The organism is Shewanella sp. Koi 1, from assembly GCF_052907445.1.
In genome coordinates, this window is record NZ_JBREJM010000001.1 from 1,134,987 (window position 1) to 1,147,842 (window position 12,856).

14 protein-coding genes and 3 tRNA genes are annotated in these 12,856 nt (G+C 45.8%); 4 read left to right on the forward strand and 13 right to left on the reverse strand.

From position 1 onward, the window contains the following. Positions 1–2: 2 nt before the first annotated feature. The 4 genes from ACUZ8J_RS05085 to ACUZ8J_RS05100 all read right to left on the reverse strand — a co-directional run bounded on the left by ACUZ8J_RS05085 (position 3) and on the right by ACUZ8J_RS05100 (position 2,581). Entirely contained in the window at positions 3–716 is a 714-nt protein-coding gene (locus ACUZ8J_RS05085; RefSeq protein ID WP_011073412.1) for a winged helix-turn-helix domain-containing protein, read from the reverse strand. Continuing rightward, the gene (locus ACUZ8J_RS05090) at positions 716–1,108 is read right to left on the reverse strand and encodes a DUF3019 domain-containing protein (RefSeq protein ID WP_164717969.1); all 393 of its coding nucleotides are present in this window, start codon (positions 1,106–1,108) and stop codon (positions 716–718) included. Before ACUZ8J_RS05090 ends, ACUZ8J_RS05085 begins: the two co-directional genes overlap by 1 nt. Positions 1,109–1,134: 26 nt before the next feature. After that, positions 1,135–1,998 carry a MipA/OmpV family protein gene (locus ACUZ8J_RS05095; RefSeq protein ID WP_446693258.1) on the reverse strand — a complete coding sequence of 288 codons (864 nt, stop codon included), beginning with the start codon at positions 1,996–1,998 and terminating at the stop codon, positions 1,135–1,137. A 346-nt stretch (positions 1,999–2,344) separates the two neighbouring features. Continuing rightward, the gene (locus ACUZ8J_RS05100) at positions 2,345–2,581 is read right to left on the reverse strand and encodes a hypothetical protein (protein WP_011718003.1); all 237 of its coding nucleotides are present in this window, start codon (positions 2,579–2,581) and stop codon (positions 2,345–2,347) included. Positions 2,582–3,323: 742 nt separating this feature from the next. Here ACUZ8J_RS05100 and ACUZ8J_RS05105 point away from each other — a divergent pair. Further along, positions 3,324–3,893 carry an acetate uptake transporter gene (locus ACUZ8J_RS05105; protein ID WP_446693259.1) on the forward strand — a complete coding sequence of 190 codons (570 nt, stop codon included), beginning with the start codon at positions 3,324–3,326 and terminating at the stop codon, positions 3,891–3,893. A gap of 77 nt (positions 3,894–3,970) precedes the next feature. On the opposite strand, the gene ACUZ8J_RS05110 is transcribed toward ACUZ8J_RS05105, so the two are convergent. From ACUZ8J_RS05110 to ACUZ8J_RS05120, 3 genes are all read right to left on the reverse strand, one after another. Then, positions 3,971–4,441 carry a YcxB family protein gene (locus ACUZ8J_RS05110; protein ID WP_023267918.1) on the reverse strand — a complete coding sequence of 157 codons (471 nt, stop codon included), beginning with the start codon at positions 4,439–4,441 and terminating at the stop codon, positions 3,971–3,973. Positions 4,442–4,585: 144 nt separating this feature from the next. Next, positions 4,586–5,002: a VOC family protein gene (locus tag ACUZ8J_RS05115; protein ID WP_086904221.1), complete on the reverse strand. Its 417-nt coding sequence runs from the start codon at positions 5,000–5,002 to the stop codon at positions 4,586–4,588. A 50-nt stretch (positions 5,003–5,052) separates the two neighbouring features. Further along, on the reverse strand, positions 5,053–5,667 hold the full coding sequence (locus ACUZ8J_RS05120) for an NADPH-dependent FMN reductase (protein ID WP_172588451.1): 615 nt from the start codon (positions 5,665–5,667) through the stop codon (positions 5,053–5,055). A gap of 146 nt (positions 5,668–5,813) precedes the next feature. Between ACUZ8J_RS05120 and ACUZ8J_RS05125 the strand changes: the two genes are divergently transcribed. Then, positions 5,814–6,434, forward strand: a complete 621-nt coding sequence (locus ACUZ8J_RS05125; RefSeq protein WP_446693260.1) for a helix-turn-helix transcriptional regulator — start codon at positions 5,814–5,816, stop codon at positions 6,432–6,434. 14 nt (positions 6,435–6,448) lie between these two features. Then, complete coding sequence (locus ACUZ8J_RS05130; RefSeq protein WP_446693261.1) at positions 6,449–7,174, forward strand: pseudouridine synthase; 726 nt, start codon at positions 6,449–6,451, stop codon at positions 7,172–7,174. 100 nt (positions 7,175–7,274) lie between these two features. Here the strand turns inward: ACUZ8J_RS05130 and hmpA are convergent, their stop codons facing one another. The 6 genes from hmpA to ACUZ8J_RS05160 all read right to left on the reverse strand — a co-directional run bounded on the left by hmpA (position 7,275) and on the right by ACUZ8J_RS05160 (position 11,761). After that, positions 7,275–8,468, reverse strand: a complete 1,194-nt coding sequence (hmpA, locus tag ACUZ8J_RS05135; protein WP_446693262.1) for an NO-inducible flavohemoprotein — start codon at positions 8,466–8,468, stop codon at positions 7,275–7,277. 175 nt (positions 8,469–8,643) lie between these two features. Then, positions 8,644–10,269 (reverse strand): methyl-accepting chemotaxis protein, encoded by a 1,626-nt coding sequence (locus tag ACUZ8J_RS05140; protein WP_086904717.1) that lies wholly within the window; start codon positions 10,267–10,269, stop codon positions 8,644–8,646. Between the two features lie 162 nt (positions 10,270–10,431). Then, a tRNA-Leu gene (locus ACUZ8J_RS05145) sits at positions 10,432–10,518 on the reverse strand. A gap of 44 nt (positions 10,519–10,562) precedes the next feature. After that, positions 10,563–10,649: transfer RNA gene (locus ACUZ8J_RS05150), tRNA-Leu, on the reverse strand. A gap of 55 nt (positions 10,650–10,704) precedes the next feature. Next, positions 10,705–10,780: transfer RNA gene (locus ACUZ8J_RS05155), tRNA-Phe, on the reverse strand. 219 nt (positions 10,781–10,999) lie between these two features. Next, positions 11,000–11,761 carry an outer membrane protein assembly factor BamD gene (locus ACUZ8J_RS05160; RefSeq protein WP_039978513.1) on the reverse strand — a complete coding sequence of 254 codons (762 nt, stop codon included), beginning with the start codon at positions 11,759–11,761 and terminating at the stop codon, positions 11,000–11,002. Positions 11,762–11,883: 122 nt separating this feature from the next. Here ACUZ8J_RS05160 and rluD point away from each other — a divergent pair, with 122 nt between their 5' ends. Continuing rightward, complete coding sequence (rluD, locus tag ACUZ8J_RS05165) at positions 11,884–12,855, forward strand: 23S rRNA pseudouridine(1911/1915/1917) synthase RluD (RefSeq protein WP_011623739.1); 972 nt, start codon at positions 11,884–11,886, stop codon at positions 12,853–12,855. The last annotated feature ends 1 nt before the right edge of the window (position 12,856 follow it).

The window sequence follows — 12,856 nt, forward strand, 5'->3', positions numbered from 1 at the left end:
TCTTAGTTGTTCCAAGCCTCGGGGGCGAAGAGATAACCCTGTCCCCAGACGGTTTTAATTCTGAATGGGGTCTCGATATTGTCGTTGAGCTTTTTGCGCAGTCTTGAAATGCGCACGTCTATCTTTCTGTCTTTACCATCAAAATCAATGTTAAGCAGTAATTGATAAATGTACTGACGGCTCAGCACTTGTCCCGCCTGCGAGGCCAGCAACCACAGGAGTTCAAACTCATGGCTGGTGAGGTCGACTTCTTTGTTGTCGAGGCGGATAGCATGGGTGTGGGGATCGATGCTCAGCTTACCAAAGGTCAGGCAGTGGGATTCTGCCTGTGGCGGTTGGTTTTGGCGTCGTAATAGGTTGTTGATTCGGGCAACCAGTAGTGCTGGGTCGACGGGTTTCACCACGTAGTCGTCGGCGCCGAGTTCTAGCCCTTTGATTTGATCTTCGCTAGAGCCCAAAGCGCTCATCAGTAGGATGGGGCCGGCAAAGTAATCGGGCAGCTTTTCACACAGGCTTAGGCCATCGATACCTGGCAACATAATGTCTAACAGTATGATATCGGGCTTGTAGTTGATTAAGCGGGTTAGGACTGTGTCACCACGGCGCTCGACTTCTACGTGCATGCCGTGGGATTTCAAATAATCTACGATTAAATTCGCAAGACGGACATCGTCTTCAACCAATAACACTCTGTGGGGTGATTGTGGATTCGTCATTAAAATAAACTCCAAGGGTTACGGTAACGTCTGCGCACCTGAGGCTGCGAGGTTGACGTGATTTTTAATTTGGCTCCAGCCAGTGTTTGATTGGTGTCCTTACTCACTAAGACAAATTGAATATCGTTTAATGTACTAATGTTCAACGTGATTTCGTGTTGCTCTAACGATTCGCTACACCATTTGGGATAGGCGTTATTATCGGACAAGATACAGACTAGCTCGTCGTGGGCGAGTTGCCACTGTAACTCGACACGGATCTCACAGGCTTGGCTTTCATCCCCTGTGATACAAATTTCCGGGGTCAGTTTTAACTTTGACTCTTCATCCGATGCGGCAAGTACATGGCTTGGCCCCATCAAGCTCACGCTTAGGCCTAACCAGCACAGCATCCTGATATGAAGGGGAGTCACTAGTGTCAGAACCTATACGCTGCGCCAATAAAATATGTGCTGCTATAGTCTTGATCGAGCAAGGGGCTGGCGGCAATTTCGTCTGCAAGTTGTGTGTAGCGGAACGCAAACAGCAGATCCCAGTTATCAGTTAAGATATAACGGGCTGTCATTTCTATTCCTTTATTCCAACCAGCGTCTGCATGGTAATGTTGGCTCCAATAAGCGTTTTCACTCGGACGTACACCATAGTAATAGTCGACGACATTGGTACTTTTCCAATCAAATACGAGCGACATATCCATAACCCAGCGGGTTAAATGCCAACCATAGGTCCATTTTATTTGCGCTTCAGCGCCTTGATGTACGTTAAACATATCATGGGTGTAGGCTAATCTAACTACACCTAACGGGCTATAAATAAAGGCTTCTGCACCGCCCAGCATGGTAAAGTTTCGCGATTCTAAGGAGTTGAATACGGGATCAGGCTCAGTGCTGAGGGCCGTATTGGTGGCGAGCATCTTGGCCTCTTCCTGTGAACTGCGCTTCAAAAAGATATTCGAGGGATCCCAGCGATAAAAATACGCCCTGTCCATGCTGTAGCTAGTGACTAAATTTAAGCTGAAATTAGGCTTCTCGAGCAGGCTATAGCCTAAGTTGCCATTATCAAAAAACCAATGTTCACCATAGTAAGCCACGGTCGGAATAAAAAAGACCGGAATATCATCAAAATCCCGCAATGGATTGGTCTTTTGTCCCCAGCCGACCGCCACGCCTAAATCCCAGTTACGCATTTCAATGCATTCATCTTTAGTGACGCACGGCTCTTTCGCCATTCCTATTGAAGGCAGGCTAAGTGCGGCGAGTAAGATAAACAGTCTTCGATACATGATTTTGCGTTCGGGTGTAATGTCGGTCGGTAATGGTCAACAGATTAGCATTTTATGCTTAAATCCACAGTGCTTTCACCTGAAGGGATGCAAAATGATACAGATATCATATAAATAGCTGATATGTAGATTACGCAATCAATTGAAAGACAAAATAAAAGCCTCAGAGGCCGTCGTTTAACACTTTTTACGTGGTTGGATTTTTGTGTCTTATCTGTTGGCTTTTGTTGTGGTTATTGTTGGCGACTTGCTTATTGCCAATAAAAATGCCATTCAGAATGTGAATGGCATAAGGACAAGGCGCTAAAACCCGAAAGAGCTTATAGGCTAAAGGAAGTAAAAACGATCAGTTAAGTTCTTTGACGGTTTGATAACCCATTTCAGTAAGCTGGTCATTCACGCAGTCGAGCACGTATTGCTTAAGCTCGGCATTTTCGACCTGATCTTCAGAGGCCATTTGTTGGCACACTTCTGTCAGTTGAGCGATATCATTTGCAGGGGCGGGTGGAAGAGTCGATTCGTCGGCAAAGGTTGCGAAACTCATAAGTGCCGACAGTGTGATAACAGCTGATAAGGTTTTCATTTTATTTCCTTTAGTTATTGATAGTTAACAACAGCCTAACTGGTTTCCCATCATGCCGCTGCGTCAACAGATAGCAATCTATCACTGCTATTATTTTTTAGATATAAATAATTTTTCGCTAATTTGGTGAGCCATTTTTGCCAGCAAAAGTCGCTTATTTTATGGGCAATTTTATCGACGCTTGAGACCTGTTTTACAAAGATGAACCCGCCACACAATGCCACTCAATCGGTCGCCACTCAATCGCGTCCACTCTTGCGCCAAGCTTTGGCTGCTTCCATTAAGACTCTCTAAAACGGCTTAAGTTTCCTTGCTACACGAGTCTAAATGTTATGAATTTGTCTAAAACTAGACTTATCTCATCTTTGATAGCGTTATGGGATGAAGTTAATGTTTTTGAGGCTTTCCCCCTACGCGGGCTAACGTTATTTTTAGGAGGGAAAATGGGAAGTTTGAAGCCGAGCAAAATTAACCGATAAATCAGATGTGGCGCACTCTTTGTGTCCATTTTTTGTAGTTGTTTGAATCTTATTGGATTAATTTTTAAGTCTTAGATTTAATTTGATTTAAACGTTTTTATCTATATGATTTTTAACGGTTAATAATTGTTTTTGTTAGGTATTGATATTTTGATTGTGATCCCGTTGGTAGTTATCTAAAATTCGCCGCTTTTTATAAAAGAATAAGTACCTAGAGTTCGGCTAGGTATTGAGATTAACTTATTTATTTTTGGGGACTTTCTGTGTCGACAAAACTGGCGAATCCTGCTCCATTAGGTTTAATGGGCTTTGGTATGACGACTATCCTGCTGAACATTCACAATGCGGGTTATTTTCCGATTGATGCAATGATCTTAGCGATGGGCATTTTCTATGGCGGACTCGGCCAAATCATCGTCGGCATTATGTGTTTTATGCGGGGTGATACCTTTGGGACAACCGCATTTACCTCCTACGGTTTATTTTGGCTAACCTTAGTCGGGCTGATTTTAATGCCTAATGCCGGAATTGCGGCGAGCCCAACCCACTTTATGGGATGGTATTTAACCCTGTGGGGCATTTTTACTGCTTTTATGTTTGTCGGTTCGCTACGCTACCCAAAAGCGAAACAGTTTGTGTTTGCCTCGCTCACCATTTTGTTCTTCCTGTTGGCGGCAAGAGATTTCACCGGCAGCGCCTTGATTGGCACTATCGCGGGTTTTGAAGGGATTATTTGTGGTGCGAGTGCGATTTACTTTGCGATGGCACAAGTGCTCAACAATGAATATGGCCGCACAATTTTGCCGATTGGCGAGTTGAAAGCAAAGGCTTAAGCATCTTTCTTGATGTTAAGTTTAACAATAAGGCTGAATGATTCAGCCTTATTGTTTTGAAAGCCTATGCGGTTAGGTTAGATTTTCGCCTTAATAAACGCGCAACAGGCCTCATCTAAACTGCGATTCGACAGATAACTGGTGCCGGTTTTATGGGTGATCAGAAACCCCTTTTCCGTTGGCACAATACGGTAAATATCCGTCCAAAGGATTTGGCTTTTAACATATTGTGATTGGGTGCTAATCCCTTGCTCATCGACAATCAGTGTGACTTCATTATTGGCGGCCTTACTCATCATCTGCCGCATCAACCACCAGGCTTTGTTGTATTTCACATTTAACGCTTCAATCACCCCGAGCCCGACAAAGAAATAGGCCAGATAGAGGCTGACATCCGCAAAAATCAGTGCAATACCAATGAGTCCAAACCCCATGGCCTTATAGTAAGGTTTGAGCGTGGGATCGGGTTTAACTGACTGGGTATAACACTCGTCAAAATGCGCTTTATCTAAGATATAAGTAGTGGAATAACAATAAGGTGTTGTCATCGAGTTATCTAATATTGGAAAGCCTGATTGTGCGTTAGTTTAGCGATTTAGCCTGTCAATGTAACGATTTTTAGGCTTGTATCGATCGGAAGAACTGGCGCGGAATACTGGGGTTATGTATCCCGTCGCCAATAACCTTATGGCTTAATAACGATTGCGTTCGTTGGGCAGATCGCTGAGATACTCTACAAACTCGACCTCAAAGCCATGGGCATCGAAGAAGTAGATATTGCGCCGGAAAGGATCTTCCATGCCGTCTTTGGCTATCGGAAAACCAGCTTGGGTTAGTCTTGCTATCACGGCATCTAAATCACTCACCACAAAGGCAAAATGGGCTAAGCCAATTTGATGGCCCGTTAAGTCACGGTTTTCGCCCTCACCGTTATCGCTAAAGGCAATGTACTGATAATCATCGCCAAAGTGGATCCAATTGCGTGGTTTGCCGTACCAAGTCCCTTTATCTCCGCCACGGACACGCCAATGGGGGAAGGCTGCTTGATAAAAAGTGAGTGCTTTGGGGATGTCGTCAACGACTAGGTTGATGTGTTCTAAGTGGATCATAATGCGTTCCTTGTAATGATTTTAGTCAGAGTGATAAACATCCAAGCTGCTTACATACCGTAGCAGTATTCCTGCTGCTTGGGATAGGGTTGATGAATATGGCGTTGGCGTATCGGCGCTAACGCTTGGGCATATTGATGCAACATAAACAGGCTGTATTGCACTCTTTCCCTGAGGTCGATATCCCGCGTTCCTTGGGGTGTAGCGTTGAGTACATTCTCGACATTACGGATGATCAAATGATCGGGAATCGGCACTAATTTATTGTTTTTGAGTGCATTCATTTTGACTTCCACAATAGGGTAGGCGCCGCTAATGCCGCTGCAAACTGAAATCAACAACACTGGCTTATGGGCTGTTTCCTGACGGCTACACATCAAGAGGAAGTTTTTAAGCAGTGGCGAGGCCATTCCACCCCATTCGGGCGTAATCAAAACCAAGGCATCCGCAGCATCCACCCTTTGTTCTATCTCAGGCCAATGCTCGCCCTTGTTGTCTTCTTCACCGTCCCAAAATGGCAGATTGAACTGGCAAAGCTCTAAGTGATGGATAGCGTCGTAACCAACACTATGGGGTGATAAAAAACTGGTTTCGGCTATGTATCGCGCGACTTTAGCGCTTTGTGAGTGGGCTCTTTGGCTGGTGCTGATGATGAGTAAGTTCATTATGTAAACCTATTTATTTATAAATTATTTATAAGGTAATTACTTTATTTAATCTTGTAAAGGATAAAATAAATAAAAAACTTTATTTATTCTGTTAAAAGGTGGGCGATTGAGGGATAATCCGAGGCGAAGAGCGGAGAGCGCATATGAAAACCACTGATAAGATTATTCAATTACTCAAGTTGCACGGTCCATTAACGGCAAAGACCTTAGCGGAAGAACTCGCCCTGACGACCATGGGGGTCCGGCTGCATTTGCAGGCCTTAGAGGATGCGGGTGATGTTGATATTGAAGATAGAGTCGAAGGCCGTGGACGCCCAACCCGCTATTGGGGATTAACGGAGCAGAGTCGTACTCACTTTGCCGATCGTCACAGTGAGCTTAGTTTGCAATTGATTGATTCCGTTAAAATGATATTTGGCGATCAAGGCCTAGATAAACTGATCGAGCATAGGGAGCAAACGGCCTTGCAGCAGTATCGCAGCGCGATGCTCGGCATGACGGATATTGCCAGTCGCCTAACGAAACTGGTGGAGCTGCGTACCCTCGAGGGCTATATGGCGACGCAGGAACAAGCGGATGGGGTTTTCTGGTTGCTTGAGAATCACTGCCCAATTTGCAGTGCAGCGACTAAGTGCCAAAACTTTTGCCGCTCCGAACTGCAACAGTTCCAGCAATTATTTGCCGATATCGCCACAGTAAGCCGTGAAGAGCATATCATCGATGGTGCTCGTCGCTGTGCCTATCGCATTGCGCCTTTATCTTAGAGTTGGGTGGTGTGATGCAATCAAAACGTGGTCGTCTCGATAGATACCTTGCCGTTAAGTTACAAATTCACCGAAAAGCCGTGCGAGAACTCTTGCTGGCGGAGCGAGTGTATGTGGATGGTGCGCCTGCGAAAGCGCTCGATCTGCTGGTGGATGAATTTTCCCACATTGTGTTTGATGGGCAAGTCTTACAGGCCAACCAGCCAGTGTATTTGATGTTGCATAAGCCCGTTGGTGTGGTGAGTGCCACCAAAGACAAAGAGCATCGCACCGTGATTGATTTGCTCGATTGCGATGCTCGCCATGAGCTGCATATAGCTGGGCGGTTAGATTTAAACTCTTCGGGTTTATTGCTGCTGACCAATGATAGCCGTTGGTCCGAGGCGCTCATGTCGCCTGAGCAAAAAGTGGATAAGGTGTATCGGGTGACTCTGGCAAATCCTTTGAGCGAAGACTATATCGCGGCATTTGCGCAGGGCATGTATTTTGGCTTTGAAGATATCACCACGCAGCCGGCAAAGCTTATTATCCTCGAACCCCATATCGCAGAGGTGACCTTAAGGGAAGGAAAGTATCATCAAATCAAACGGATGTTTGGTCGTTTCCGTAATCCTGTGGTGGGATTGCATCGCCTTTCTATCGGTGAGATTACCTTGGATGAAGCCTTAAAGCCGGGCGAGAGTCGTATGTTGACGGCGCAGGAGGTGGCTTCTATCTATCTTGCAGGGACGTCAGCTTAACTCTGTGCTTATGGAATAAGTATTAAGCCACCTTACCTTGCGGGAAGATGGCTTTGTACTTTAACTATCTATTTTGATGATGGATAATAAAGTTGCAGCGTTAGAGTTCCGCATGGGGGCCAAAGACTTCATAATGCATTTGCGCGCTAGGAACACCCAGAGCGAGTAATTGCTGCTTGATCGAAGCCATAAAGCCAATGGGGCCACAGAAATAGTAATGTGCGTTGGCCACGATTTTATCGGCGACTGAGGTTAAGTTCATCGTTCCTTTAAAATCATAATCTTGGCCTAAAATATCAGTCGCTTTCGGCTCGCGGTACCACACATGGCTGGCAAGATTAGCGTGTTGAGCAAGTTTAGTGTTAATCGCCGCTTTAAACCCATGTACGTCACTATGTTCGCAAGCGTGCAACCAAGTCACTGTGCTTGGGTGTTTTAGTTTTAGTAGCTGATTCAACATGCTCTTCATTGGCGTTTGTCCAACACCCGCCGAAATTAACACTACAGGTGTCTCTGGCTGAGCCGTTAGGGTGAAGTCCCCTGCTGGTGGCATAACAGCAAGGATATCGCCTACCTTTAACTCATCGTGAAGCAGGTTAGACACTTGGCCATTAGGCTCACGTTTTACACTAATGCGGTAGCTTTTGCCGTTAGGTGCGTCGGACAGCGAATACTGGCGAATCTCATCGAAATCGAGCTTAGGATGTTGCAGCTTAATGCTGAGGTATTGTCCTGGGATAAAATCTTTTACCGCTTGCCCATCGACTGGCGCTAATACGAATGAGGTAATCACGGCCGACTCGGCTGTTTTCTCACGAATAACAAACTCACGTTCACCTGACCAACCGCCAGCTTGCTCTGCGCTTTCTTGGTAGATCTGCGCTTCACGCTGGATAAAAATATTGGCTAAAAACTGATAAGCATCGCCCCATGCGGTGAGCACTTCTTCGGTAACCGCCTCTCCCCCCAACTCTTTTAGCGTGGCCAGTAGATGACCGCCGACGATGACATATTGTTCTGGCTGAATTAAAAATCCTGTGTGCTTTTGGGCAATGCGCTCAACGGCCGTACCTAATGCACCTAGGTTATCGATGTTCTTAGCATAGGCTGCAACTGCGTTAAACAAGGCTACAGGTTGACCGCCAGAATGCTGATGAGCCAAGTTAAATACATCTTTTAACTCAGGATTATGGGCAAACATCCGTTGGTAAAAATGCTGGGTGAGTGCAGGACCTGCTGACTCGAGAAGGGGAATCGTGCTCTTGATGATTTGGATGGTACGGCTATCCAACATAGTGAATCCTTAACATGCTTTATTTATGAATGTTATTTGAGTTTAAAGATTCATTTGATTTAGATCAATAATAATTACAGCTAAAGCTGTTAGGTGTTGGATGAATTGTAGACTGAGAGTGGTAACAGCACGAAGGAATAGGGCTGGCACAGCAGGCCTGTGCCAGCGATACGAACTAGAGTCTGAATGCACTCACCTGATTACGCATACTGTTGGCAAGCTTGGTTAAGTTGATCACCGACTCACTCAGCTCTAAGGCCGAATTAGTGGAGTGTTCGGCAATATCGCTAATGGCAATAATGCTACGGTTGATGCTCTCGGCCACACTACTTTGCTCTTCGGCAGCCGTGGCGATATGGGTATTCAGTTCAGTGATATTGTCGACGGATGCGACAATCTCTTTCAGCGCTTGGCCAGCCTGATTCGCCTTGTCGTTGGCATCGTCAACTTGATTAATCCCCACTTCCATCGCATTCACCGCTTCTTTAACCCCTTGTTGCAGAGTGGCGATCATCGCTTCAATCTCTTGGGTCGATTTTTGGGTGCGCTGTGCCAATGTCCGGACTTCGTCGGCTACGACGGCAAAGCCTCGACCTTGTTCTCCGGCGCGTGCCGCTTCAATCGCCGCATTTAATGCCAGTAGATTAGTTTGTTCGGCAATACTCTTGATCACATCCAATACTCGACCGATGTTCTGACTTTCATTAGATAAAAAGCCAATCACTTGCGCCGTTTTTTGAATTTGCTCAGAAAGTTGCGACATGCTGGTAATGGACTGCATCACAATGTGATTACCATTGGCGGCGTAATTATCGGCATCCTTAGCTGAATCCGCTGCCGCGGCGGCACTTTGAGCCACCTCGGCGACCGTGGCCGTCATCTCATTCATGGCGGTGGCGGTTTGTTCGGTTTCAGCCTGTTGCTGCTGCATTCGTTTGTTGGTTTCTTGGGTAAAACTGCCAAGCTCGGTGGCCGAGCTATTCACCGTATTTGCCGCCTCAGCTATGGAGTGCAAAATTCCCCGTAAATGTTCAATAACCTGAGTGAGGCTAGTGGAGATCTGCCCGAGTTCATCATCGTTGAAGGTTTTAAATTTGACGGTGAGATCGGAATCTTGCCGAATGATCTTTAGATTTTGCACTATGTCGCGAATAGGATTCATCACACTACGATTGACCCAAAGTCCGATCACTATGCTGATCAGCATGGCGATACCCGCGAGAGTAATAAAAATCGAAATGGATGAATAATAGATATTGTTGACGCTGTCTTTTTCTTGCCCAGCGATCTTAATTTGCAGGTCAATCAGTTCGGAAACTTTACCGCTGATAGGGTCGATGGCGTTATATAAAGGCAGTATTTTGTCATTCAGTTTATGAACGACATCCCCATTAAAGCCCCTGAGGTAAGTGATTAATTGCTCTATCTGATCGTTGGCAGGAATAAATAAGCGTTCGGCTTGCTGGGCGAGTTGGGACTCTTCCTTGGTCAGCTCAGTGGCGAGATACTTTTGCCAGCGTTGATTGACGGTAGATTTGGCACTGCTAAGGGCATCAATGGCCTGTGAAGCACTAAACCCGCCCGCATTAGCCTTGTTTGCCGCATCAATTACATCCACGGCATATTTGTCGGCAATGACTTTAAGATCATCAAGGGGGACGACACGGTCGTTATAGATACGTTCGACGCCATATTCGATTTTTCCCATCATATTGATAGCGATAAAACCGATAGTGAGCAGCATGACAAGTGGCACGAGAATGCCAATAAACATCTTTTGTTTTATTTGTAGACCATTCATATGGATTTCCTCGGTGAAACAAGGGAGTCCTTTAGGCAGAGCTGAGCTGTCCCTATGATGAGTCTGTATGAATAGTTATAGCAAATTTAAGGAAGGTGATAAGTTACTTAAGGAAATTTAATCGCAGATACAAAAAAACCTCGCTAAGCGAGGTTTAAATGTTGGTACAGATGAGAGGACTTGAACCTCCACGCCCGCAAGGGCACTAGCACCTGAAGCTAGCGTGTCTACCAATTCCACCACATCTGCATTGGTATCCGACATTGTGTCGAATTTTAATTTGAATCGCAATTTGGTACAGGTGAGAGGACTTGAACCTCCACGCCCGCAAGGGCACTAGCACCTGAAGCTAGCGTGTCTACCAATTCCACCACACCTGCACTGTACTTTATTGCGATTCTTTAACACTGGTCGCTAAGGCAACCAATTTAAAGATGGTGCCCGAACCCGGAATCGAACCAGGGACACGAGGATTTTCAATCCTCTGCTCTACCGACTGAGCTATTCGGGCGACGGGCGCAATTTAAAGGCTTTTCGGCTTTTGAGTCAACTGATTTTTACGAAATAATGTAAAAAGTGGTGCGGTTGGATAAGTTTTACTCGAATAGCGTATTTATTGACTCTTACCCTGATGAAAAGGAACTTAGCGCGTTGCAGAACCTAAAAGGGAGGGGGCGTGAAACGCCGAACAAAGGATAAAAAAATGCCCCTTATAAAGGGGCATTTACGCTTAGTTCGATAAGATTTCGTTGTTTGGGAAGTTAGCTTGCATTACCATGAGCACGTTTTGCTTCAGTTGGTTCTGACCTAACTCGCCATAAGCTTCTGCCATAATCTCCAGTGCACGTTCCGTTGAAGGAGTGCCGGGATATGTTTCCAACACAGATTGAGCACGAACGGCCGCAGCACTCCAAGCGTTCATTTTGATATAATACTCAGCAACTTGAATGGAATATTTTGCTAAACGGTTTTTCAGCGACAACATGCGTTTTTGCGCATCAGCAGCATATTTGCTGTTGGGATAGGTTTTGATTAAACGATCAAAATCCTTAAAGGCATCTTGGGCATTTTTAGGATCGCGGTCGGTTCTATCGATATTCAACATATCGTGGAACAGATAGCTGTCCGCCTGCATATTGACGAGTCCACGCATATAGTAGACATAGTCGATATTGGGATGGGTTGGGTTTAAACGGATGAATCTGTCAATGTTGGCAATGCCAGAGGCAACATCGTCCATTTTGTAATAGGCATAAATCAGATCTAACTGAACCTGAGTTTTATGTGGTCCGAAGGGAAAGCGTGAGTCTAACGCTTCCAATGAACGGACGGCTTTAGAGTAATTGCCAAGTTCCATGGAGGTTCTTGCCTGAGAATAGAGCACATCAGGTGAGGTTTTGGCGGCAATATCGTTATCTTCAGGACTGCTGCTACAGGCTGATAACGCTAGCGAAAATAGGACTAAGGTTAAGCCTTTGGAGAATTTATACATACTTGAATTCAATTCTTTATAAGTTGTAGTTAAGAATTTTTCCATTTCACGATAAAATAGAAAGCATTCGATTGTAACAGATAGCACACATTTTTTGACCCCAAAATGGGGATACGGTTCCTATGACACAAGAGATTAATCTAAAAAGCGAGATTTCGGCAACACAAACTGGCCTGAGATTGGATCAAGCACTGGCTGAGTTGTTCCCAGATTACTCGCGCACGCGCATCAAGGAATGGATCCTATCTGATGCAGTCTATGTTGATGGCGTGATGGTGAATAAGCCGCGCGAAAAGGTATTCGAGCTGCAGCGCATTGAAATTAATGCCACGCTCGAAGAAGAAGTGCATGCGGCCGCGCAAGCCATTGAGCTGGATATTGTCTATGAAGACGATGATATCTTAGTCATCAATAAACAAGCGGGCTTAGTAGTTCATCCCGGTGCTGGCAATGCCGATGGCACTTTGATGAACGCGCTGCTACATCATTGCCCTAATATCGAGCACGTGCCACGTGCGGGTATTGTGCATCGTTTGGATAAAGACACCACAGGTTTGATGGTGGTAGCCAAAACGGTTGAAGCTCAAACCCATTTAGTGGCCGCGTTGCAAGCCCGTGAAATCACCCGTGAGTATGAGGCGATTGTCCTCGGTACTATGACGGCGGGCGGTACAGTCGATGAGCCCATTGGTCGTCATCCGACAAAACGTACCCATATGGCGGTGCATCATTCGGGTAAACCCGCGGTGACTCACTACCGTGTAGCGGAAAAATTCCGTAATCACACCCGTTTAAGATTGCGTTTAGAATCGGGCCGTACTCACCAAATCCGTGTGCATATGGCATATATTGGCCATGTGTTAGTAGGCGATCCTGTTTATGGCGGCCGTCCAAAACCTCCCAAGGCGGCGAGCCCTGAGTTTTTCGAGATCCTGAAAAACTTTAAACGCCAAGCACTGCATGCGGTGCGTTTGGAGTTAGCGCATCCTGTGACTTGTGAAATCATGAGCTGGACCGCGCCTATCCCAGAAGACATGGTGATTCTAACCAAAGCGCTGCGTCAAGACACCTTAGAACACCCAGTCGAGTACTAAG

Coding starts and splice junctions, on each gene's coding strand:
- ACUZ8J_RS05085 (WP_011073412.1), bottom strand. CDS start 716: ATGACGAATCCACAATCACCCCACAGAGTGTTATTGGTTGAAGACGAT.
- ACUZ8J_RS05090 (WP_164717969.1), bottom strand. CDS start 1,108: ATGCTGTGCTGGTTAGGCCTAAGCGTGAGCTTGATGGGGCCAAGCCAT.
- ACUZ8J_RS05095 (WP_446693258.1), bottom strand. CDS start 1,998: ATGTATCGAAGACTGTTTATCTTACTCGCCGCACTTAGCCTGCCTTCA.
- ACUZ8J_RS05100 (WP_011718003.1), bottom strand. CDS start 2,581: ATGAAAACCTTATCAGCTGTTATCACACTGTCGGCACTTATGAGTTTC.
- ACUZ8J_RS05110 (WP_023267918.1), bottom strand. CDS start 4,441: ATGACAACACCTTATTGTTATTCCACTACTTATATCTTAGATAAAGCG.
- ACUZ8J_RS05115 (WP_086904221.1), bottom strand. CDS start 5,002: ATGATCCACTTAGAACACATCAACCTAGTCGTTGACGACATCCCCAAA.
- ACUZ8J_RS05120 (WP_172588451.1), bottom strand. CDS start 5,667: ATGAACTTACTCATCATCAGCACCAGCCAAAGAGCCCACTCACAAAGC.
- ACUZ8J_RS05125 (WP_446693260.1), top strand. CDS start 5,814: ATGAAAACCACTGATAAGATTATTCAATTACTCAAGTTGCACGGTCCA.
- ACUZ8J_RS05130 (WP_446693261.1), top strand. CDS start 6,449: ATGCAATCAAAACGTGGTCGTCTCGATAGATACCTTGCCGTTAAGTTA.
- hmpA (WP_446693262.1), bottom strand. CDS start 8,468: ATGTTGGATAGCCGTACCATCCAAATCATCAAGAGCACGATTCCCCTT.
- ACUZ8J_RS05140 (WP_086904717.1), bottom strand. CDS start 10,269: ATGAATGGTCTACAAATAAAACAAAAGATGTTTATTGGCATTCTCGTG.
- ACUZ8J_RS05160 (WP_039978513.1), bottom strand. CDS start 11,761: ATGTATAAATTCTCCAAAGGCTTAACCTTAGTCCTATTTTCGCTAGCG.
- rluD (WP_011623739.1), top strand. CDS start 11,884: ATGACACAAGAGATTAATCTAAAAAGCGAGATTTCGGCAACACAAACT.